This is a genomic window from Pseudomonas faucium, assembly GCF_021602585.1.
GTDB classification, from domain to species: Bacteria; Pseudomonadota; Gammaproteobacteria; order Pseudomonadales; family Pseudomonadaceae; genus Aquipseudomonas; species Aquipseudomonas faucium.
Window position 1 is genome coordinate 38,359 of the sequence record NZ_BQIP01000007.1, and the last position, 21,103, is coordinate 59,461.

Consider the following 21,103-nt stretch of genomic DNA (forward strand, 5'->3'; position numbering starts at 1 on the left):
GACCGAGAACTGCGCCGCACCTGTGGGAGCCGGCTTGCCGGCGATGGGGCCGGTGCAGGCACTGCAACAACATCAGGAATTCTCACATGCTCAAGATCGACACCCTGCACCAGTACTATGGCGGCAGCCACATCCTGCGCGGCCTGTCCTTCGAGGCCCGGGTCGGCGAAGTCACCTGCCTGCTCGGGCGCAACGGCGTGGGCAAGACCACCCTGCTGCGCTGCCTGATGGGCCTGACGCCCGCCCGCGAAGGCAGCGTCGAATGGGAAGGCAAACCCATCACCACGCTCAAGCCGCAGCAGCGGGTGCAGGCCGGCATCGCCTACGTGCCCCAGGGGCGCGAAATCTTCCCGCGCCTGAGCGTCGAGGAAAACCTGCTCATGGGCCTGTCGCGCTTCCCCGCCCGCGAGGCCCGCGAAGTGCCGGCGTTCATCTACGAACTGTTCCCGGTGCTGGAGCAGATGAAACAGCGCCGCGGCGGCGACCTGTCCGGCGGCCAGCAGCAACAGTTGGCCATCGGCCGCGCCCTGGCCAGCCGCCCGCGGCTGTTGATTCTCGACGAGCCCACCGAAGGCATCCAGCCCTCGGTGATCAAGGAAATCGGAGCAGTGGTCCGCCGCCTGGCCGCGCGCGGCGACATGGCCATCCTGCTGGTCGAGCAGTTCTACGACTTTGCCGAGGCGCTGGCCGACCAGTACCTGGTCATGGCCCGCGGCGAGATCATCCAGCGCGGGCGCGGGGAAAACATGCAGGCCGAAGGTGTGCGCGGGCTGGTAACCATTTAATCTGCAGCCATCGACCTTGCGAGACGCTGTAATGAGCCACGAAATCCGCGACGCCCTGGCCACCGACGTGCCGGGCATCCTCGAGATCTACAACGACGCGGTGCGCAACACCACGGCGATCTGGAACGAAACCCCGGTGGACCTTGCCAACCGCCAGGCCTGGTTCGAGGCGCGGGCGCAACAGGGCTATCCGATCCTGGTGGCGGCGGATGAAACGGGCGTGCTGGGGTATGCCTCGTTCGGCGACTGGCGGCCGTTCGAGGGGTTTCGCCATACCGTGGAGCATTCGGTGTATGTGCGCGACGACCAGCGTGGCAAAGGGTTGGGGCCGCAATTGATGGCGGCGCTGCTCGAGCGGGCGCGGGGGTGTGGCAAGCATGTGATGGTGGCGGCCATCGAGAGCGGCAATGTGGCCTCGGTGCGCCTGCATGAACGGTTGGGCTTCGTGGTGACCGGGCAGATGCCGCAGGTGGGGGTGAAATTCGGCAGGTGGCTGGACCTGACCTTCATGCAGGTGGTGCTCAATCCTGGGGCTGAGCCAGGCTGATTCGCTGGCAGTGGCAAGCCGCCCCGCACACAGCCCCTTGTGGGAGCCGGCTTGCCGGCGATGAAGCCAACATCACATCTGGGTAAAACGCCCCAACCGCTGCCTCAACATGCTGTTCTCGCTGCGCAACTGCTGCACCTCCTGCAGCAGTTCCAGCGCCAGCGCCACCCCTTCCCACTCCAGCTCCAGCTCCCGGTGCAGCTTCACCGCACGCTTGGCCACCAGCGGCGCCTGGTCGTCGAACAACCAATCCTCCGGCGTTCGCCCCGAAGGTTCAACGATGCCGTGTTCGACGATTTCGACCACGTAGTCGGCCGTGATGTCGGCCTCCTGGCAAAGGGTGCGCATGTCCAGTTGAACGATCAGGGTGCTGCTCATGATCACTTACTCCATTGTGTCCTCGGGTTGAACGCAGCTTTCTCGGAGAGCTGGGTCCACAGTTCACGGGCAGTAGCATCGGAGCTCGGCGGCATCACCACCTTGAGCTGGGCATACAGGTTGCCGCGCTCGCCTTGCTTGTTCGCCAGGCCCTTGCCCGGTACGCGCAGGCGCTGGCCGCTCTGGCTGTCGGGGCGGATGGTCAGGTTGATCTTGCCGTCCAGGGTCGGCACCGCCACCTTGGTGCCCAACGCGGCCTCCCACGGCGCCAGTGGCACGGTGATGATCAGGTCATGCCCTTCGACATCGAACAGCGGATGCGGCGCCATGCGGATGGTCAGGAACAGGTCGCCATTCGCCCCGCCGCCCACGCCCGGCGCGCCCTGGCCCTTGAGGCGGATGCGTTCGCCATCGCTGACCCCGGCCGGAATCTTCACGTTCAGGGTCTTGGTGGTAAAGCCGGTGCGCTGGCCGGCGGCGTTGGTCTGCGGCACCTGGAAGCTGATCTGCTTGGATTCCTTGCTCAGGGTTTCTTCAAGGAAGATCGCCAGTTCCAGTTCCACGTCCTGCCCTCGCCTGCCGGCACTGCGTTGTTGCCGGGCGCCACCGAAGGGGTTGGAGCCGCGGGCGCCGAAGATCGAGCTGAAGAAGTCGGAGAAGTCGCCGCCCTCGAAGCCGCCACCACCACCACCGCCTCGGCTTTCCCAGCCCGGTGGGGCCTGGAATGGCCGGCCGTGCTGGCCGCCGTACTTGCGGATTTCGTCGAACTCGGCGCGCTTCTGGGCATCGCCCAGCACCTCGTAGGCCTCATTGGCCTCCTTGAATTTCTCCTCGGCGTCGCGCTCCTTGCTGACATCGGGGTGATACTTGCGCGCCAGCTTGCGGTACGCGGCCTTGATCGCCTTCTCGTCCGCCGTGGGCTCTACGCCGAGTATCTTGTAGTAGTCTTTGAAGTCCATCTATGGATCACCAATGTGAATTTGCGTGTTGCAACAGAAGATAGGGGTCAAGCATAGCCTTTCAAGGTGCGCTTGGCGCTGCTGCAAGGCAGACGGCCGGTCTTGATTCTCTGGCCAACTGGCATAAACTGCGCGGCCGTTTTGCCTCCGGAAGCCTTTTTCCCATGTCTGACGTATCCCCGGCCCGCGCCCTGGGCATCGATTTCGGCACCTCCAACTCCACGGTCGGCTGGCACCGCCCGGGCAGCGAGTCGCTGATCGCCCTGGAAGACGGCAAGATCACCCTGCCCTCGGTGGTCTTCTTCAATATCGAAGAGCGCCGCCCGGTGTATGGCCGCCTGGCACTGCACGAGTACCTGGAAGGCTACGAAGGCCGCCTGATGCGCTCGCTCAAGAGCCTGCTGGGCTCCAAGCTGATCAAGCACGACACCAGCGTGCTGGGCAGCGCCCTGCCGTTCAAGGACCTGCTGGGCATGTTCATCGGCGAGCTGAAAAAGCGCGCCGAGGCCGCTGCTGGCCGCGAATTCGACCAGGTGGTGCTGGGCCGCCCGGTGTTCTTCGTCGACGAAGACCCGGCCGCCGACCAGGAGGCCGAGGACACCCTGGCCGAGGTAGCGCGCAAGCTCGGTTTCAAGGACGTGTCGTTCCAGTACGAGCCGATCGCCGCAGCCTTCGACTACGAGTCGGGGATCAGCCGCGAAGAGCTGGTGCTCATCGTCGATATCGGCGGCGGTACCTCGGACTTTACCCTGATCCGCCTCTCCCCCGAGCGCCACCAGGTGGCCGAGCGCCAGAGCGACATCCTCGCCACCGGCGGCGTGCACATCGGCGGTACCGACTTCGACAAGCAGCTGAGCCTGCAAGGCGTGATGCCGCTGTTCGGCTACGGCAGCCGGATGAAGAGCGGCGCGCTGATGCCCACCAGCTACCACCTCAACCTGGCCACCTGGCACACCATCAACGCCCTGTACTCGCAAAAATCGCAGCTGGCCCTGGGCAGCATGCGCTACGACATCGAGGACACCCTGGGCATCGACCGCCTGTTCAAGCTGATCGAACAGCGCGCCGGGCACTGGCTGGCAATGGAAGTGGAGGCCAGCAAGATCGAGCTGACCGAGCAGCAGAGCCGCCGTATCGACCTGGGCCGGGTCGAGCGCGAGCTGGGCGTGGATTTGACCCGTGCAGTGTTCGAAGGCGCCATCGAAGGGTTGCTGGAGCGGGTGCGCGGCAGCGTGACCGAGCTGCTGGGCAAGGCGGGGGTGAGCCAGGGGCAGGTGGACACGGTGTTCTTTACCGGTGGCTCCAGCGGTATCCCGGCGCTGCGCAACAGCGTGGCGGCGATGCTGCCCAATGCGCGGCATGTGGAAGGCAATATCTTTGGCAGCATCGGTAGCGGGTTGGCGATCGAGGCGCGCAAGCGTTACGGGGCGGCCTGACCTTTGGGGGCTGCTCTGCAGCCCTTTCGCGACACAAGGCCGCTCCTACAGGAGGACGCGGTCGTCTGTAGGAGCGGCCTTGTGTCGCGAAAGGGCCGCAAAGCGGCCCCAGCATTCATCAAACCAGCTCCGCTCGCTTCAATTCACTCTTCAGATAGGCGTAATAGATCGGCCCCGCCACCACCCCCGGCAATCCGAACGCCGCTTCAAACACCAGCATCGCCAGCAACAGCTCCCAGGCCTTGGCACTGATCTGCCCGCCCACGATCCGCGCGTTGAGGAAGTACTCGACCTTGTGGATGACGATCAGGTACCCCAGCGCCGCCGCCGCCACCCAGATCGACAGCGACAGGCCGACGATGGTGATCAGCGTGTTGGACATCAGGTTGCCAATCACCGGCAGCAGCCCCAGCAGGAAGGTCAGCACGATCAAGGTCTTGGTCAGCGGCAGGTGCACGCCGAACAGCGGCATCACCACGGCCAGGAAAATACCGGTGAACGCGGTATTGAGCAGGGAGATCTTGATCTGCGCGAAGACGATGTTGCGAAACGCCTGCACCAGCAGGTTCAGGCGCTCGAACAGGGCCGCCGCCAAGGGCTTGCGACGCGACAGGTCGGGGATGCGCTGCAGGGCGATGATGGCCCCGAGAATCATGCCGATCAGCAGGGTCACGAACATGTGCGCCATGCCCTTGCCCACCAGTTGCAGGTCGCTCAGGTGGCTTCTGATCCAGTCACCGATGGCCACCTTGAACTCGGCCGCACTGGCCGGCAGGTAGGCCTCGATGAATGGCGGCAGCTGGCCTCGGGCACGTTCGACCAGGCCCATGAACTTGTCCAGCGAAGCGCCCGGGTTTTCTGCCTCGTGCAGCAGGAAACTGAACGCACCGGCGATCAGCAGCGTCAGGGTGCTGACCACCAGCGTGCCCAGCAGCGCCACCGCCAGCCAGCGCGCGCGCTGCCCGGCAATCAGCGGTTGCAGGCGTGGCGTGAGCATGTTGACCAGCTCGAACACCAACAGGCCGGCGAGCAGGCTGGGCAGCAACTTCAGGGGCAGGGCCAGGAGCAAGCCAGCCATCACGATGATCAGGCTGGCAAGGGTGATCTGGCGGGGGGTGAAGGTCATACAGCCTCGACGGCAGACAGCGGAAAGACCCGCAGTCTGCCAGCCTTGTGGCCACAGGCATAGGCGCAGGTCATTTCTTCTTCAGGCAGTCGCTCATGTACGTCTTGCGCGCATCGCCCTTGAGCGCTTTGTCGCTGGCGTCTTTGTTGCACAAGGTCATCTTTTCCTGCTGGGTGGGCGCAGGAGTCGCGTCTTTCTTCAGGCACGTGCTCATGAACGCCTTGCGCTCATCACCCTTGAGTGCCTTGGTGGTGGCGTCGGCGTTGCAGGTTTTCATCTTTTCCTGTTGCGCGGTGGCGGCGAATCCTTGCGCGCTGAACAACACAGCCAATACCAGCAACGGCATTTGCAGCATTTTCATGGAGTGGTCTCCTTGTCTCCGCGCCCAGTGCACGGTGGTGCTGAACAGTGTAGACAAGAATTTTTACAAACCTGCCCGTGCCTGCCGCCGGTACTGCTCCGGCGTGCACTGGGCCTGGCGCTGGAACATGGCGATGAAGGCCGAGGCGCTGCTGTAGCCCAGGTCGAAGGCAATCGCCTGGATCGGCTGGCCGGCTTCCAGCGCTTCGATGGCGCGCAAGAAGCGCAGGCGCAGGCGCCACTCGCCGAAGCTGATGCCCAGCTCGCGCAGAAACTGGCGCGCCAGGGTGCGCTCGCTGACATGCACCTGCGCCGCCCAGGCTGCCAGCGGGCGGTTGTCGCCGGGCTCGGCACCAAGGGCGTCGAGCACCTGGCGCAGGCCGTCGCTGCGGGCGAATGGCAGGTAGCAGGTCTGGGTCGGCGCCAGCAGCAGTTGGTCGAGCAGCACCTGGACCAGGCGCTGGTCGCGCTCATCCTGCGCCACCTTCAGATCGCGCCGGGCGAAGTCGCCGAGGATGGCCTTGAGAATGTCGCTGATCACCAGGCTGCACGGCTGTTGCGGCAAGCCTTCGCACAGGCTGCGCTGCAGATAGACCGAGCGGTAGACGATGGCCTGGGGGTTGTAGCAGCCATGCTCGGTGCCCGGCGGCACCCACACCGCGTAGTGCGGGGGTGAAAGGAAGCGCTGGCCATCGACGTCCAGGTGCATGACGCCATGGGCGGTGTAGTTGAGCTGGCCCCAGGCGTGGCGATGGGGGGCGCTGTGGGTGTCGGCGCCGAACTCGTCGTGGCGGAAATACACCGGCGCCGGGAGCTCGTCGAACTGGGGGATGTCGAGGTATTTGCGGGCCATGGTGTCTGCTTGCAGGGGCAGGTTGTCTGGATACGAGTATAGGCTTGCGGACGGACAGCGGATAATAGGTGCTTATCGGGGCCCCCTGGGCGGCCCTTTCGCAACACCTCAGAGAATCACAGCGGCATGAATTACCTCTTCCCCCTCACCGCCATCCTCATCTGGGCTGGCAATACCGTGGTCACCAAGCTCTCCGCCGGTGCCATCCACCCTGCCGAAATCGGCTTCTACCGCTGGCTGCTGGCCGGCCTGCTGTTCACCCCGTTCCTGCTGCCCAAGGTGTGGCGCAACCGCACGGCGATTCGCCCGCACCTGGGCAAGGTGTTCGTGCTCGGCGTGCTGGGCATGGCGCTGTACCAGAGCCTGGCGTACTTCGCCGCCGGCATCACCAGCGCCACCAACATGGGCATCATCCTCTCGCTGATGCCGCTGATGTCGCTGGCCCTGTCGATCGCCTGGCTCGGCCAGCGCCTGACCTTCGGCGCCTTGTTCGGCGCGCTGGTGTCGTTTTATGGCGTGCTCGAAGTGGTGTCTGCCGGCCACCCAGGCGCGCTGCTCGAACAGGGCCTGAACAGCGGCGACCTGCTGATGCTGGTGGCCACCCTGGCCTATGCGCTGTACAGCTTCCTGCTGAAAAAATGGCAGCTGCGCCTGCCGCCTTTGCAGCTGCTGTACCTGCAGGTGCTGGTGGCGATTCTGGTGCTGCTGCCGCTGTTCCTGCTCTCGGAGAAGACCGGCCTGAATGCCCATAACGTCGGCCTGGTGCTGTATGCCTGCGTGCTGGCCTCGATGGTCGCACCGCTGGTGTGGATGCAGGCCGTGCACCGCCTGGGGCCGAGCCGCACGACGCTGTTCTTCAACCTGCTGCCGGTGGTGACCGCGCTGATCGCCGCCGGCGTGCTCGACGAACGCCTGGCCAGCTACCACCTGATCGGCGGCCTGCTGACCCTGGCCGGCGTGGTCCTCGCCGAACGCTGGACCACGCCTGTACGCCGTGCGGCTACAGCCCCGCAGCCTTGAGCCGCGCGGCGTGCTCGGTGAACAGGCGCACAGGCTCGGCGCCCTTGCCGACGGCGCCCAATGACTGGTTGACGATGTCCAGGTGATCGAGCGGGAAGTCGTCGCCGATCACCTGCCCCAGGTGTGAACTGAAGCGCCCGACCATGCCGTCGCAGTGGCCCTTTTCCTTGACGAAGCTGCGCGCGAACAGGCGGCAGAAGCGGTTGCTGCCGTCGAAGCGGTTGCGCCCCTGGTCGGTGAGCCCAGGCTGCAGGGTGCCGGACCAGGAGTAGTAGCGCACGCCATTCACCTCGCCCGGCCCTTCACCGCCCCAGGTGTCGGGCAAGCCCTGTGGATAAGCCTGGTTGAAGCGCGCCACGCCGGCACTGGTCAGGGCCTGGTGCGAGGCGTGCACGTCAACTGGCAGCGGGTCGCGGCGCCAACCGGTTTCCAGCCACACCAGCAACATCCCCAGGCCGTGCAGTGCGGCCTTGAGCAGCCGGCCCTGGGGCGAGTCGCCCGGCGCCGTGCGCTCCAGGTGGTCTGCCAGTTCCGAGCCGTGGTTGGGCCCGGCCACGGAGGTGACCGAGGCAACCCGGTCTGGCCGCTTGGCGGCGGCGTAGCGGGCATTCAAGGCGCCCTGGCTATGGCCGATCAGGTTGACCTTGTCGGCGCCGGTGCGTTGGCAGATGTCCTCGATGATCGCCAGCAGCTGCTCGCCGCGCACCTCGTTTGAGTGCAATGGCGAAACCTGCACCGGAAACACCTGCGCGCCACCCTTGCGCAACGCCGGCACGATGCCGAACCAGTAGGGGTACAGCAGCACCCTGACGAAGCCGAGCATGCCCGGTACCAGCACCAGCGGGTAGCGCGTGGCCAATTCCTGCCCCATTGCCCAGCCCCCTCTCCATGGACGATCGGCCCACACTACAGCGGCCTTGATGACCATCGCAATCGAACTCCTGACGCGCGCTGCGGTTCCAACCCAGAACAGACCCTGTGCAAGGAGCGGGACCATGTACAAGCAGACCCTGGCAATCCTTCTGGCAAGCGCCACCCTGGCCGCCTGCGGCAGCCGCCCGGAAAACCCGGTGGACTACGTCACCTACCGTGACCAGCCGCTGGTCAAGCAAGTGGAAAACGGCATGACCATGCAGAAGGTCATTGCCCTCGGCGGCAGCCCATCCAACGTGATCGATTTGCCGCACGGGGGCACCTGCAACGACTACATCCTCAACCAAGACGGCCGCCAGCAGCCCTACTACGTGCGTTTCGACGCCACCGGCCACGTCGATGCCAAGGGCTTCAAGACTTGCAAGCAACGAGAAGAGGACAGCGAAGCGGTACGAGACGCGAAAGCCTCCGTCACACCTTGACCCACCGTCCTGATCTGTTTGGAGACAACCATGAGCAACGTTGAACTGACCGATGTGCAAACCCTGCGCAAGCGCGCCCGCCAGCATGTGGAACAAGGCGCCGTGACCGAGGGCTACCAGGCTGACCGCAAGGAAATCCTGCGCCTGCTCAACGAGTCGCTGGCCACCGAGCTGGTCTGCGTGTTGCGCTACAAGCGCCATTACTTCATGGCCAGCGGCATCAAGGCGAGCGTCGCGGCCGAAGAGTTTCTCGAGCATGCCAACCAGGAAGCCGAGCACGCCGACAAACTGGCCGAGCGCATCGTGCAGCTGGGCGGGGAGCCGGATTTCAACCCGGACAACCTGACCAAGAATTCCCATGCCCAGTACGTGGCGGGTAATTCGCTGAAGGAGATGGTGCTGGAGGACTTGGTGGCCGAGCGCATTGCGATCGACAGCTACCGCGAGATCATCCAGTACATCGGCGATACCGACCCGACTACGCGGCGCATCTTTGAAGACATCCTGGCCCAGGAAGAAGAGCACGCGGACGATATGTCCGACTTGCTGCAAGGGTTGTAATAGCACGGGGCTGCTTTGCAGCCCTTTCGCGACACAAGGCCGCTCCTACAGACGACCGCGTTGTTCTGTAGGAGCGGCCTTGTGTCGCGAAAGGGCCGCAAAGCGGCCCCCTTGCTATTTCCTGCCCTTCACCGCCGCCGGCGCCTTGCCGGCTTTCATCTGCTGCAGCAATGGCGTGCACTGGTTGGGCTGGTCGCCACTGCTCGGCGCCACCAGCGCCAGCAACCCCGCCGCAGGCCCTGCAACGACACCCAAGGCCACCATCCCCGCCCCGCGTAAGGCCAGCGGCACCGCCTGTACACCCGCGCTCGGCTTGGCGAACGGCCCGCGCACATACAACGGCGAGCGCAGCGAGAACAGCCGCAGGCCCTTGGATTCCGGGCTGATCTTCAAATCCAGCTGCTCGCTGGCAAAATTCGCCGTGCCATTGATGTAGATGATCGCGTTCTCGGTATCGAAGATGAACAGCCGCGTGGTCGCCAGGCCATCCTTGATGCCGACATCGGCCGCCGCGCAATTGATCTTCACGTCCTCGTCGCCAAACAGCTTGCCGACCACATAGTTGCCGACGTTGAGCCCGGCGATCTCCATCAGGCTGCGGCTGATCGCCCCATCGTTGATCAGCATGCGCAGGTCGCCATTGGCCGTGCCCAGCAGCGCCGCCACCGAGTTGCCGCGGCCGCTGATGTCGGCATCGCCATTGAGCTCGCCAAAGCTGGTCTGCATGGGCGCAAAAGTTGGGAACAGCTGCTTGAGCTTGAAGCCGCGCGCGGTCAGCTGGGCGCGGCCCTGCAGGGGCACGCTGCGCCCGTCCAGGCGAATGTTCGAGGCCAGGTTGCCGCCGGCCACGCCAAAGCGCAGCGGCTCCAGGCGCAGCAGGCCGTCTTCGAGGATCACGTGGGCAGACAGGTCATTGAACGGCAGCTGCTCGCTGTGCACGATGCGTTTGCCGGCGAAGGTGACGTCCGCATCCATGGCGCGCCAGCGTTCGGTGCGAAACTCCTCCACCGGCAGCACCTTGCCGCTTGGCTGTTTGCTGGCACCGCCGCGGGCCTTCTGCTCGGCGTTGGAATCGGCGCCGATCAGCGGCGCCAGGTCCTTGAACAGCAGCTGGTTGGACACCAGCTTGCCGGAGAGCTTGGGCCGCGGCTGGCTGGCGACGAAGGCCAGGTCGCCATGGATGTCGCTGTCGCCGATCTTGCCGTTGAAGCCCTGGTAATTGAAGGTCGCGCCCCCGGCGGCATGCAGGTTGGCCGTGAGGTGGCCGTCGGTTTCGTAGGCAGGGGTGTCGGGCAGGGTCACGCCGGTCAGCGGGTAGAGGTTGCCAAGGCTTGCGCCCGACAGGCGCAGGCGCAGGTCGAGGGCGCCCAGGTTGCGCGGGTCGGTCAGGGTGCCGGCCAAGACCACGTGGGTGTCGGCGATGCGCACATCGGCCTGCAGCGGGAATGGCTGGTTGGCATCCTGCAGCGCCAGCAGGCCGCCGATCTTGCCGGTGCCGGACACTGGCTGGTCCTTGTAGCGCCCCTGGGCCTTGAAGCCGAAGGCGTAGTCCTGGGCACCCCCGGCCTTTTCGGCGCTGGCCTTGCCGACGATGTCGCTGAACGGGATCGGCTTGCCCAGCGGGTCGACCTGCACCTTCATGCTGGTTTTCAGGGTCTGGTCATCGAAACTGACGTTGCCCTGGTCGAAGCCGATGGCGCCGATGTCCAGCTGCCACTTGGAAGGCTCGGCGTTTTCGTCCTTGGGGCCGAGGTCGAAGGTCCAGTTGGCCCGGCCATCGGCCAGGCGGGTCAGGCTGGCGGTAGGTTTGACCAGGTCGATGCGCGGGATGACGATCTGCTGCAGCACCAGCGGCAGCGGCGCCAGGCGAAACTCGACACGCTCAAGGCCGACCATCTGCGGCGTCTTGAGCCACTCGGGGTTGCCCAGGGTCAGGTCCTCGGCGATGAAGTGCGGCCAGGGCACCCAGGCACGCCAGCCGCCTTCTTCGGGCTCGGTGCGCCAGTGCACGGCGAGGTTGCCGTTGATGGCGAAGGGCCGGTGCAAGGCCTCGGAGACCTTCTCGTTGAGCAGTGGTTTGACGCGATTCCAGTCGAAGGTGGCGATCAGCACCACCAGGATCGCCAGCAAGGTCAGCAGGGTGGTGAGGGTCCAGACGAGGATTCTGGCGGGACGCGTCATTGCGTGGTTCTCCTGACGGCATGGCACAAAGCGGGCACAGCGATGGCACTCAATATCTGGGACTGATGAAAACCCGTGGGGTTTTATCGGTGGCGTGCATGATAGCGAAGTTTTTCGCAGCTTCTGCCTCGGCCATTGGTCTTGGCGGGGTGCGCAGCAGATACCGGCCAGTAGCCATCCATGACCTTGAAAGCATTGGATTAGAGCCCCTGAAAAGGTCTATCAATCCGGTCGATTGTTACCATTACCCGTATGAACTTCTCTCTGGTGCTCCCGGGCGTAGCATTGGCTCCGTACCCACTTTCCAGCCCCGCCAAGGAGCACCGAGACCATGAAACGCGCCCTGCTTACCCTGACCCTGTCCATTCTGGCCGCCAACGCTTTCGCTGTGCCAGCTGCCGACCAGCACCTGACCGCCGAATCGCGCTCCAGCGCCGCCGAAATCGCCCAACCCCTGAAAACCGTAGCCGAAGGTGGTTCTGATCGCTTGATCGAACGCAGTGGCCGCGTCGCTGAAGGTGGCTCGGATCGCCTGATCGAACGCTCCGGCCGCGTCGCTGAAGGTGGCTCGGATCGCCTGATCGAACGCTCCGGCCGCGTCGCCGAAGGTGGCTCGGACCGCCTGATCGAACGCTCTGGCCGTGTTGCCGAAGGTGGCTCCGACCGCCTGATCGAACGCTCTGGCCGTGTTGCCGAAGGTGGCTCGGATCGTCTGGTTGAAATCAGCCATGTGAGCTGATCGCCATGGCCGATAACAACAACCTGACGCACAGCGCTTGCTCCCCTCCCAGCCCGGTCCATTGACCGGGCTTCGTTTTTTTATCTAGAGTGCCCAGCCTTACCGTCTCAGAATTACCTGCCATGCTGCCGCGCGCCGAACAGAAGCTCCAGACCCGCCAGGCCCTGCTCGACGCTGCCTGCCAGCTCATGCAGAGCGGCCGCGGTTTCGGCAGCATCAGCCTGCGCGAAGTGGCCAAGGCGGCAGGTATCGTGCCCACCGGCTTTTACCGGCACTTCCCCGACATGGACGCCCTGGGCCTGGCGCTGGTGGCCGAAGTGGACGCCACCTTCCGCCATACCATCCGCCTGGTGCGGCAGAACGAGTTCGAGCTCGGCGGCATCACCGACGCTTCGGTACGCATCTTCCTCGACGTGGTGGCCGCACACCGTGCGCAATTCCTGTTCCTGGCGCGCGAGCAGTACGGCGGCTCGCAAGCGGTGCGCCAGGCCATTGCCGGCCTGCGCCAGGGCATCAGCGACGACCTGGCCACCGACCTTGCGCGCATGAAGCGCTGGCGGCACCTGGACAAGGCCGCCCTGGCAGTGATGGCCGACCTGGTGGTGAAAACCGTGTTTGCCACCCTGCCCGAACTGATCGACAGCCCTGAACAGGGTTATCCACAGGCACTCACCGCACAGGAAAAGATCACCCAGCAGTTGCGTTTCATCTTCGTCGGCGCCCGGCATTGGCAGGGCCTGGGCAATCCGGGCTGAGCCCGAGTTCTGCTACCATGGCGCACTGCCTGACCCTGACGAGCACCTTCATGCCCAACCCCTGCCCCCTTCAGCCCGCACTGGCCCGCTTCAACCAGCACTTCGCCGAACGCATCGTGCCGCTGTGGCAGGGCCCGGGCTGGAACGCCGACATGGCCCTGCCCTACGAAGCCCTCGACGCCGGGCACCAGCCGCTGCCGGTGCAGCGCTACCGGGCCATGGCCTGTGCGCGTCAGCTCTACCTGTTCAGCAGCCGCATCGAGCAGCCGGGGGCAGCCGAACGCGCTGCTGCACTGTTCCGCTCGCTGCAGCGGCATTTCCATGATGCCGAGCACGGCGGCTGGTTCTACAGCATCGATGCCCAAGGCAAGCCGCTGGACCGGCGCAAGGACCTCTACACCCACGCCTTCATCGTCTTCGCCTGCGCCCACTACTGGGGCAAGGTGCGCGAAGGGCTGGTGGAGTCCGCCCTCAATGCTGCCCTTGAGATCGTGGCCGAGCAGTTCGCTCGCGACGATGGCTTGTACGAAGCCAGCCTGGGCGAAGATTGGTCCGACCTGGGCAGCGGCCCCTTGCAGAACCCGCAGATGCACCTGGCCGAAGCCTTCCTGCAGGTGCTCGCCGTGCGTGAAGACGACGCGGTTCGCCACGACCTGCTGCAACTGTGCGAGGCGCTGCAGGCGCACTTCATCGAACCGCAGCACGGGCTGATGCTGGAGAAGCCTCGGGGTGCTGTGGATAACTGGTTCGAACCGGGGCACCAGTTCGAATGGTTCTACCTGCTGCAGACTTCGCCGCTGCTGCGCGGCACAGCGCTGCACACCTCCATCGATCGCGCCTTTGGCTATGCCGAGCAGTGCGGGGTGAAGGATGGGGCGGTGCTGGCCATGCTCGATGTAGACGGCAAGGTCATCGATGCCACCCAGCGCATCTGGGCGCAGGCGGAGTATCTGCGGGCGCTGGTGCTGCGTTCAGGTAATGAAGCGCAACTGGCTCTGCAGTTGCAGGCCATGGAGCAGCGGTTCCTGCATGCAGGTGGCTGGTATGAGTGCCGCGACGCTGAGGGTGCGGTGAGCCGGCATGACATGCCTTCGACGACGCCCTATCACCTGGCGACTTGCCTGGAAGGTTTGCAGCGCCTGAGCTGACGCATTCGCGGGGCAAGCCCGCTCCCCCACATTCACCAGCACCTGTGGGAACCGGCTTGCCCCGCGTCTGAATCAGCCCTTGGCCGAGCGGTCGATCGAGAACCCCGCCCAGTCCTGGCTCACCGGCATCAGCTCGAGGCTGTTGATGTTGATGTGCGCCGGCTGGTTGAGGATCCAGAAGATGGTCTCGGCGATGTCCTGCGGCTGGATCGGCTCGGCGCCGGCGTAGGTGGCATCGTACTTGGCCTGGTCGCCGCCGAAGCGCACCAGCGAGAACTCGCTCTCGCACAGGCCCGGCTCGATGTTGCTGACGCGCACGCCCGTGCCGCGCAGGTCGCAGCGCAGGCTCAGCGAGAACTGGCCGACGAAGGCCTTGGTGCCGCCGTACACGTTGGCGCCCGGGTACGGATAGTTGCCGGCCACGGAGCCGACGTTGAGGATCGATGCACCGCGGCCATGGGCGATCAGGCGTGGCAGCAGCAAGCGGGTGGTGTACATCAGGCCCTTGATGTTGGTGTCGACCATGGTTTCCCAGTCGTCCAGGCTGCAGTTCTGCGCCGCATCCACTCCCAGTGCCAGGCCTGCGTTATTGACCAGGCCGCGCAGCTTGTCGAAGCCGGCAGGCAAGCTGGCGAGCGCTTGTTCCATGGCTTTGCGGTCGCGCACGTCAAGCACCAGGCCGTGCACTTCGGTCTTGGCCGACAGCTCGGCGCACAGGGCATCCAGGCGGTCCTTGCGGCGCCCGGTGAGTACCAGCTTCCAGCCGGCATCGGCAAAACGGCGGGCAGTGGCCTCGCCAAAACCGGAAGTCGCGCCAGTGATGAATACGGTGGACGTCATGCTCTGTTCCTCGCGGTGGATAGGGTCTTCGGCAGGCCATCCAGCATGCCTTTGCTTGGCCTTGGCAGCAAGGCGTCAAAGCAGCTGGTCATTTTTTGTACATAGTCGCGAAAGCCCCGCTGCAGAGCGGCTGGCGTCAGGTATACGCATGTTATCCACAAGCCTTTCCCCACGGATTGGGGGCAACTTGGCTGCCCAGCGGAACCCTTTCAGCGAACTGTGGTCGGCGGCTGATGGCTCAACGCTTTCAAGCATGCCGTCTGCAGCGGTCTGTCCAAGGGTTTTTCACAGAGTTATCCACAGGCAATCGGTGAATTCAAGGCGTATCAGATCTGTGGAAAAAAGCCTGTGCAATCATCCACAAAGCATCACTGATCAAAAAATGAACAGATGCTTGAAGCCCTTGCAATCAAAGGGATCGAGCGAGGTGCCACCATGTTTTCCACAGGCGGTTCCACATTATCCGTGGAAAACATAGCGCCTGTGGAAACAAGGGTTTGCGAAGGGTTTGTAGTGCGCTTCGAGAAAGATATGCGACAAGTTGTCCACATGTGCCAGGGGCCGCTGTGCGGCCCAATCGCCGGCAAGCCGGCTCCCACAACGGCAGGGGTGAGCCTGTGGGAGCCGGCTTGCCGGCGATTGGGCTGCGCAGCAGCCCCCAACTGTCTTCAGTGCCCGCCCAAGTAGGCGTTGCGCACCTCTTCGTTGACCAACAGCTCCTGCCCGGTGCCGGTCATGCGGATCTCCCCGTTCACCATCACATACGCCCGGTCGGACAGCTTCAGCGCATGGTTGGCGTTCTGCTCCACCAGGAAGATGGTCATCCCGGTCTTGGCCAGTTCACGCAGGGTCGCGAAGATCTGCTTGACCACGATCGGCGCCAGCCCCAGCGAAGGCTCGTCGAGCAGCAACAGCTTGGGCCGGCTCATCAACGCCCGCGCAATGGCCAGCATCTGCTGCTCGCCGCCGGACATGGTCATGGCCCGCTGGTTGCGCCGCTCCTTCAAGCGCGGGAACAGCTCGAACATGCGCTGCATGTCTTCGCTGGCATGCTTGTCGCCAATGGGGATGGTGCCCATCATCAGGTTTTCCTCGACGGTCATGTCGGGGAACACCCGCCGCCCTTCCGGCGACTGGGCGATGCCGTTGGAGGCGATGTAGTGCGACGACTTGCGGGTGATGTCGGTGCCGCGATAGACGATGTGCCCGGCCGCCGCACGCGGCTGGCCGAAGATCGACATCAGCAAGGTCGACTTGCCGGCACCGTTGGCACCGATCAGGCTCACCGTCTCGCCTTCGTTGATGTGCATCGAGACTTTCTTCAGGGCCTGGATCGGCCCGTAGAACACGTCCAGTTCCTTCAGCTCGAGAATGGGTGCACTCATACCAGCTCCTCTTCGTCGGCACCCAGGTAGGCGGCGATCACCGTCGGGTTGTGGCGGATGTCCTGTGGCGCGCCTTCGGCGATCACGTTGCCGTGGTCGAGCACGACGATATGGTCGGAGATGCTCATGACCATGCCCATGTCGTGCTCGATGAGCACCACGGTGATGTCATGCTCGTCACGCAGCACGCGGATCATGCGGCTCAGCGCCTCGGTCTCCTGCGGGTTGAGGCCGGCAGCCGGCTCGTCCAGGCAGATGATCTTCGGCCGCGTGCACATGGCCCGGGCGATTTCCAGGCGGCGCTGCTGGCCGTAGGACAACTCGCCGGCCAGGCGGTTGGCGCAATCGACCAGGTCGACCACCTCCAGCCAGTAGAACGCATGGTCCAGGGCATCGCTCTCGGCCTTGCGGTAGGCCTTGGTGTTGAGCACCCCGGCCAGCAGGTTGCGGTTGACCCACATGTGCTGGGCCACCAGCAGGTTTTCCACCACCGACATTTCCTTGAACAGGCGGATGTTCTGGAAGGTGCGCGCCAGGCCCGCGCGGTTGACCAGGTGGGTACCGCCGAACATCTTGTAGTACAGGCGGTTGGCAAATTTCGCCGGCGACACGAAGTCGGTCGCCTGGAAGCGCTCGCCGAGCAACTGGATGACGTTGGTGTGGCTGCCGCGCACGTTCAGCTCGATGCGCCCGCCGCTGGCCTTGTAGAAGCCGGTGAGGCAGTTGAACACGGTGGTCTTGCCGGCGCCGTTGGGGCCGATCAGGGCGAAGATCTGGTTGCGCCGGACCTTCAGGCTGACATCGCTGAGCGCCTTGATGCCACCGAACTGCATCATCAGGTTGTCGACCGAGAGAATGATTTCGTCGCTCATGGCGCCACTCCTTTACGCGGGACCACACCGGTGCGGCTGATGCGAATCAGCCCGCGCGGTCGCCAGATCATCATCAGCACCATCAGCACGCCAAACAGCAGCACGCGGTATTCGGAGAAGCTGCGCAGCAGCTCCGGCGCCACGGTCAGCACGAAGGCGGCGATCACCACGCCGACGGTCGAGCCCATGCCACCGAGCACGACGATGGCCAGGATCAGCGCCGACTCGAAGAAGGTGAATGACGAGGGGTTGACGAAGCCCTGGTAGGTGGCGAAGAACACCCCGGCAAGGCCCGCGGTGGAAGCACCGAGGGTGAACGCCGAGAGCTTGACCAGCACGTGGTTCAGGCCCATCGAGCGGCAGGCGATTTCGTCTTCGCGCAGCGCTTCCCAGGCGCGGCCGACCGGCATGCGGGTCAGCCGGTGCTTGACGTACAGCACCGCCAGCACCACCAGGAACAGCACCGCGTAGATGAACACGAACTTCAGGTTGGCGTTGTAATCGATGCCGAGAAACTCGTGGATCGGCACCCCACCGTCCTTGGCCCGGCGGCCGAACTCCAGGCCAAAGAAGGTTGGCGACGGCGCCGGCATGCCGTTCGGGCCGCCGGTGAACGACAGCCAGTTGTTCAGCACCAGGCGGATGATCTCGCCAAAGCCCAGGGTCACGATGGCCAGGTAGTCACCGTGCATGCGCAACACCGGGAAGCCGAGTATGCACCCCGCCAGCGCCGCGGCGATGGCCGCCAGCGGCAGCACGCTCCAGAAGCCCAGGCCCAGGTACTGGTAGCCCAGCGCCAGGCCGTAGGCGCCAATAGCGTAGAAGGCCACGTAGCCCAGGTCGAGCAGGCCGGCCAGGCCCACCACGATGTTCAGGCCCAGGCCCAGCAGCACGTAGATCAGGCCGAGGATGACCACGGTCAGCAGGTACTTGTTGGCGAACACCGGGAAGATGATGGCGATCACGATCAGCGCCGGGATGATGTAGCGCAGCCGCGACTTGTAGCCCGGGGCGTTGACATGCACGCCCGAACCGCCGCTGTCGAAGCCCTCGAGCATGCGCCGCCCGGCGGCGGTCTGTACGTACAGGCTGAGCAGAAAGCGCCCCAGCATCACCCCGCCGACCAGCCAGGCCACCCGGCGCGGCTCGGCATTGAAGGTGTAGCCGTCGAGCACCACGCCGACGATCGGGCCGAACACGATGAGCGCCAGCAGGCCCGCGACGATCGTCTCGAGCACGCTGCGTTTGAGATCGAAACCCTTGGTTTCGGAGGCAGAAGCAATCTTGGCAATCGACATGTTCACACCTTAGCCACGAGCGGGCGACCCAACAGGCCTTGTGGGCGGAAGATAAGGATCATCACCAGCAGCGAGAAGCTGAATACGTCCTTGTAGTCGGAGTTGATCAGGCCGGAGAACAGCGATTCGGAGATCCCCAGGATGATCCCGCCCAGCATCGCCCCAGGCAGCGAGCCGATACCACCGAGCACGGCGGCGGTGAACGCCTTGATGCCGATGATGAAGCCTGCGTAGAAGTCGAAGGTGCCGTAGTTCATGGTGATCAGCACGCCGGCCAGGGCGGCCATCACGGCCCCGATGACGAAGACGTAGGAGATCACCCGGTCGGTGTTGATGCCCAGGATCGACGCCATCTTGCGGTCTTGCTGGGTGGCGCGGCACATGCGGCCGAGCTTGGTGTACTTGATCACGTAGGTGAGCAGGCCCATGCCGACGAAGGCGGCGACCAGGATGAAGATCTTGGTGTAGGTCAGTTGCACGAAGCCTGTGCCCACGTCGACGCGCCAGGCGCCTTCGAGCAGGGTTGGCACGCCTTGCTGGCGGGCGCCCTGGCTGATCTGCGCGTAGTTCTGCAGGATCAGCGAGATACCGATGGCGCTGATCAGCGGTGCCAGGCGGGTGGAGTTACGCAGGGGTTTGTAGGCGATGCGTTCGATGGTGAAGCCATAGACGCCCGTGACGACGACGGTGAACAACAAGGTCCCCAGCATCAAAAGCGGGAACGACTCGACGCCGAAATAGGCCAGCAATGCCAGACTGATTGCCGCGAGGTACGCGGAAATCATATACACCTCGCCGTGCGCGAAGTTGATCATGCCGATGATGCCATAGACCATTGTGTAGCCGATGGCGATCAGGCCATAGACCGACCCGAGGGTCAGGCCGTTGACCAGTTGCTGCAGGAAAATACCATCCATAACGCAATCTCACCTGATTGAGATTGCACGAGCGCCGACCACGGCGGGCCCCGGATGCAGCGGCCCTCGCAGCGCAGAACTGTGCAGATCTTCGGATAAAGACAGGTACCGCGGGGCACTGGCCCGGGCATCAGCGCCCGGGCCGTTGGCCATTGTTATTTTTGTTTTTCCAGCTGGTGGTACTTGCCTTGGGCATCCCACTGGTAGACCACGTAGTCGGAGACTTTCAGGTCGCCCTTGCTGTCCCATTCCTTCTTGCCCATCACGGTTTCGACGGGGTTGGCCTTGAGCCACTTGGCGGCGTCTTCGCCCTTGTTCGACTTGGCGCCGTTGAAGCCGGCGGCCAGCGCCTGGATCGAGGCGTAGGCGTACAGGGTGTAGCCTTCAGGCTCGGTACCGGCCTTGCGGAACTCCTCGACCACCGCCTTGCTTTCCGGCAGCAGGCGCGGGTCGGCGCCAAAGGTCATGTACACGCCGTCGACGAACTGCGCACCGCCGGCAGTGGCCACCAGTTCGTCGGTGACGATGCCGTCATCGGACATGAACTTGACGTCCTTCAGGCCCTGCTCGCGCAGCTGGCGCACCAGCGGGCCGGCTTCGGGGTGCAGGCCACCGAAGTACACCACGTCGGCGCCAGCGGCGCGGATCTTGGTGACCAGGGCGCTGAAGTCCTTCTCGCCGCGGGTCAGGCCTTCATACAGCACCGGTTCCACGCCGCGTTTCTTCAGCTGCTCCTTGGTGGCATCGGCCAGGCCCTGGCCGTAGGTGTCCTTGTCGTGGATGACCGCGACCTTCTTGCCCTTGAGCACGTCGACGATGTAGTTGCCGGCGACGATGCCCTGCTGATCGTCACGGCCGCACATGCGGAACATCGCGTTCAGCCCGCGCTCGGTGACCTGCGGGTTGGTGGAGCCTGGGGTGATGGCGATGACGCCGGCCTCGTCATACACCTCGGAGGCGGGGATGGTGTTGGAGGAGCAGAAGTGCCCGACCACGCCGATCACCTTGTCCTGATCGACCAGGCGGTTGGCCACGGCAACGGCCTGTTTCGGCTCGCAGGCGTCGTCGCCTTTGACCAGCACGATCTTCTCGCCGTTAATGCCGCCCGCAGCGTTGACCTTGTCTGCCGCCGCCTGGGCACCTTTCATGTATTGCTCGCCAAACGCTGCGTTGGCCCCGGTCATGGGGCCCGCGACGCCGATCTTCACGTCGGCCTGTACAAACGAAGAAACACCCAGGGCCGTTGCCACGGCAAGAGCCAGGAAACCTTTCTTGTAAAACGTCTGCGACATGAGGTGGTGCTCCTAGAGTTTTTTTTGGTTGGCACTACAACTTCTCAGCCCTGTGCTCCGAGCAAGGGCCGTGCCATCGGTTTTGTCTTCCGGGAAAACACACTGGGCAAGGGCCAGGCAGGCGACCGGCGGCCTTTTCTTTATTGAGCGTGCAACCGTCTGCCGTGCGGCAGGCGCCACCACTCGTACAGACAAGGAGCAACCGCGCTGTGCCATCATTGCAACCCTGGCAAGTGTTTACGTGCAACCGCCCTGTAACCGCACACCGTCACCGAACTGCACACCGCTGGTGCGCG

The 21,103-nt window shown here is 64.4% G+C and carries 22 protein-coding genes; 9 read left to right on the forward strand and 13 right to left on the reverse strand.

From position 1 onward, the window contains the following. Positions 1-86 precede the first annotated feature (86 nt). Entirely contained in the window at positions 87-785 is a 699-nt protein-coding gene (urtE, locus tag L6D75_RS10235) for an urea ABC transporter ATP-binding subunit UrtE (protein ID WP_176513283.1), read from the forward strand. A 31-nt stretch (positions 786-816) separates the two neighbouring features. After that, on the forward strand, positions 817-1,332 hold the full coding sequence (locus tag L6D75_RS10240) for a GNAT family N-acetyltransferase (protein ID WP_176513281.1): 516 nt from the start codon (positions 817-819) through the stop codon (positions 1,330-1,332). A 72-nt stretch (positions 1,333-1,404) separates the two neighbouring features. Here the strand turns inward: L6D75_RS10240 and L6D75_RS10245 are convergent, their stop codons facing one another. Together L6D75_RS10245 and cbpA are read right to left on the reverse strand one after the other, a co-directional pair. Continuing rightward, positions 1,405-1,710, reverse strand: coding sequence for a chaperone modulator CbpM (locus tag L6D75_RS10245; RefSeq protein WP_176513279.1), 306 nt, complete (start codon positions 1,708-1,710; stop codon positions 1,405-1,407). A 2-nt stretch (positions 1,711-1,712) separates the two neighbouring features. Further along, on the reverse strand, positions 1,713-2,669 hold the full coding sequence (gene cbpA, locus L6D75_RS10250; protein WP_176513278.1) for a curved DNA-binding protein: 957 nt from the start codon (positions 2,667-2,669) through the stop codon (positions 1,713-1,715). Between the two features lie 164 nt (positions 2,670-2,833). Between cbpA and L6D75_RS10255 the strand changes: the two genes are divergently transcribed. Continuing rightward, a complete protein-coding gene (locus L6D75_RS10255) occupies positions 2,834-4,105 on the forward strand; it encodes an Hsp70 family protein (protein WP_176513276.1) in 1,272 nt (423 codons plus the stop codon). A 118-nt stretch (positions 4,106-4,223) separates the two neighbouring features. Here the strand turns inward: L6D75_RS10255 and L6D75_RS10260 are convergent, their stop codons facing one another. The 3 genes from L6D75_RS10260 to L6D75_RS10270 all read right to left on the reverse strand — a co-directional run bounded on the left by L6D75_RS10260 (position 4,224) and on the right by L6D75_RS10270 (position 6,444). Beyond that, complete coding sequence (locus L6D75_RS10260) at positions 4,224-5,231, reverse strand: AI-2E family transporter (RefSeq protein WP_176513274.1); 1,008 nt, start codon at positions 5,229-5,231, stop codon at positions 4,224-4,226. Between the two features lie 70 nt (positions 5,232-5,301). After that, positions 5,302-5,592: a PsiF family protein gene (locus tag L6D75_RS10265; RefSeq protein WP_176513272.1), complete on the reverse strand. Its 291-nt coding sequence runs from the start codon at positions 5,590-5,592 to the stop codon at positions 5,302-5,304. Positions 5,593-5,655: 63 nt separating this feature from the next. Beyond that, the gene (locus L6D75_RS10270) at positions 5,656-6,444 is read right to left on the reverse strand and encodes an AraC family transcriptional regulator (RefSeq protein ID WP_176513269.1); all 789 of its coding nucleotides are present in this window, start codon (positions 6,442-6,444) and stop codon (positions 5,656-5,658) included. A 126-nt stretch (positions 6,445-6,570) separates the two neighbouring features. Between L6D75_RS10270 and L6D75_RS10275 the strand changes: the two genes are divergently transcribed. After that, positions 6,571-7,464 carry a DMT family transporter gene (locus tag L6D75_RS10275; protein ID WP_176513267.1) on the forward strand — a complete coding sequence of 298 codons (894 nt, stop codon included), beginning with the start codon at positions 6,571-6,573 and terminating at the stop codon, positions 7,462-7,464. Here the strand turns inward: L6D75_RS10275 and L6D75_RS10280 are convergent. Beyond that, complete coding sequence (locus L6D75_RS10280; RefSeq protein WP_176513265.1) at positions 7,445-8,335, reverse strand: esterase/lipase family protein; 891 nt, start codon at positions 8,333-8,335, stop codon at positions 7,445-7,447. The genes L6D75_RS10275 and L6D75_RS10280 overlap by 20 nt on opposite strands. 124 nt (positions 8,336-8,459) lie before the next feature. On the opposite strand from L6D75_RS10280, the gene osmE reads away from it, so the two are divergent. Together osmE and L6D75_RS10290 are read left to right on the forward strand one after the other, a co-directional pair. Further along, complete coding sequence (gene osmE / locus L6D75_RS10285; RefSeq protein WP_176513263.1) at positions 8,460-8,819, forward strand: osmotically-inducible lipoprotein OsmE; 360 nt, start codon at positions 8,460-8,462, stop codon at positions 8,817-8,819. 30 nt (positions 8,820-8,849) lie between these two features. Further along, complete coding sequence (locus L6D75_RS10290) at positions 8,850-9,380, forward strand: ferritin-like domain-containing protein (RefSeq protein ID WP_176513261.1); 531 nt, start codon at positions 8,850-8,852, stop codon at positions 9,378-9,380. Positions 9,381-9,494: 114 nt separating this feature from the next. Here L6D75_RS10290 and L6D75_RS10295 read toward each other — a convergent pair whose 3' ends face one another. Beyond that, positions 9,495-11,561 carry an AsmA family protein gene (locus L6D75_RS10295; protein WP_176513259.1) on the reverse strand — a complete coding sequence of 689 codons (2,067 nt, stop codon included), beginning with the start codon at positions 11,559-11,561 and terminating at the stop codon, positions 9,495-9,497. 331 nt (positions 11,562-11,892) lie between these two features. Between L6D75_RS10295 and L6D75_RS10300 the strand changes: the two genes are divergently transcribed. The 3 genes from L6D75_RS10300 (at position 11,893) to L6D75_RS10310 (ending at position 14,203) form a co-directional block, all read left to right on the forward strand. After that, positions 11,893-12,300, forward strand: a complete 408-nt coding sequence (locus L6D75_RS10300) for a phage infection protein (RefSeq protein WP_176513257.1) — start codon at positions 11,893-11,895, stop codon at positions 12,298-12,300. Positions 12,301-12,422: 122 nt separating this feature from the next. After that, a complete protein-coding gene (locus L6D75_RS10305; protein WP_176513255.1) occupies positions 12,423-13,055 on the forward strand; it encodes a TetR family transcriptional regulator in 633 nt (210 codons plus the stop codon). A 50-nt stretch (positions 13,056-13,105) separates the two neighbouring features. Continuing rightward, a complete protein-coding gene (locus L6D75_RS10310; protein WP_176513253.1) occupies positions 13,106-14,203 on the forward strand; it encodes an AGE family epimerase/isomerase in 1,098 nt (365 codons plus the stop codon). A gap of 72 nt (positions 14,204-14,275) precedes the next feature. Here L6D75_RS10310 and L6D75_RS10315 read toward each other — a convergent pair whose 3' ends face one another. The 6 genes from L6D75_RS10315 to L6D75_RS10340 all read right to left on the reverse strand — a co-directional run bounded on the left by L6D75_RS10315 (position 14,276) and on the right by L6D75_RS10340 (position 20,807). After that, positions 14,276-15,043, reverse strand: a complete 768-nt coding sequence (locus L6D75_RS10315) for an SDR family oxidoreductase (protein ID WP_176513251.1) — start codon at positions 15,041-15,043, stop codon at positions 14,276-14,278. A gap of 668 nt (positions 15,044-15,711) precedes the next feature. Next, positions 15,712-16,428, reverse strand: coding sequence for an ABC transporter ATP-binding protein (locus tag L6D75_RS10320; RefSeq protein ID WP_176513249.1), 717 nt, complete (start codon positions 16,426-16,428; stop codon positions 15,712-15,714). Further along, a complete protein-coding gene (locus L6D75_RS10325; protein ID WP_176513247.1) occupies positions 16,425-17,300 on the reverse strand; it encodes an ATP-binding cassette domain-containing protein in 876 nt (291 codons plus the stop codon). The genes L6D75_RS10320 and L6D75_RS10325 overlap by 4 nt, the downstream gene beginning before the upstream one ends. Further along, positions 17,297-18,598 (reverse strand): high-affinity branched-chain amino acid ABC transporter permease LivM, encoded by a 1,302-nt coding sequence (gene livM / locus L6D75_RS10330; RefSeq protein ID WP_176513246.1) that lies wholly within the window; start codon positions 18,596-18,598, stop codon positions 17,297-17,299. Before livM ends, L6D75_RS10325 begins: the two co-directional genes overlap by 4 nt. A 2-nt stretch (positions 18,599-18,600) precedes the next feature. Beyond that, positions 18,601-19,515, reverse strand: a complete 915-nt coding sequence (locus tag L6D75_RS10335) for an ABC transporter permease subunit (protein ID WP_176513244.1) — start codon at positions 19,513-19,515, stop codon at positions 18,601-18,603. 155 nt (positions 19,516-19,670) lie between these two features. Then, positions 19,671-20,807 (reverse strand): ABC transporter substrate-binding protein, encoded by a 1,137-nt coding sequence (locus L6D75_RS10340; protein WP_176513242.1) that lies wholly within the window; start codon positions 20,805-20,807, stop codon positions 19,671-19,673. Between the last annotated feature and the right edge of the window lie 296 nt (positions 20,808-21,103).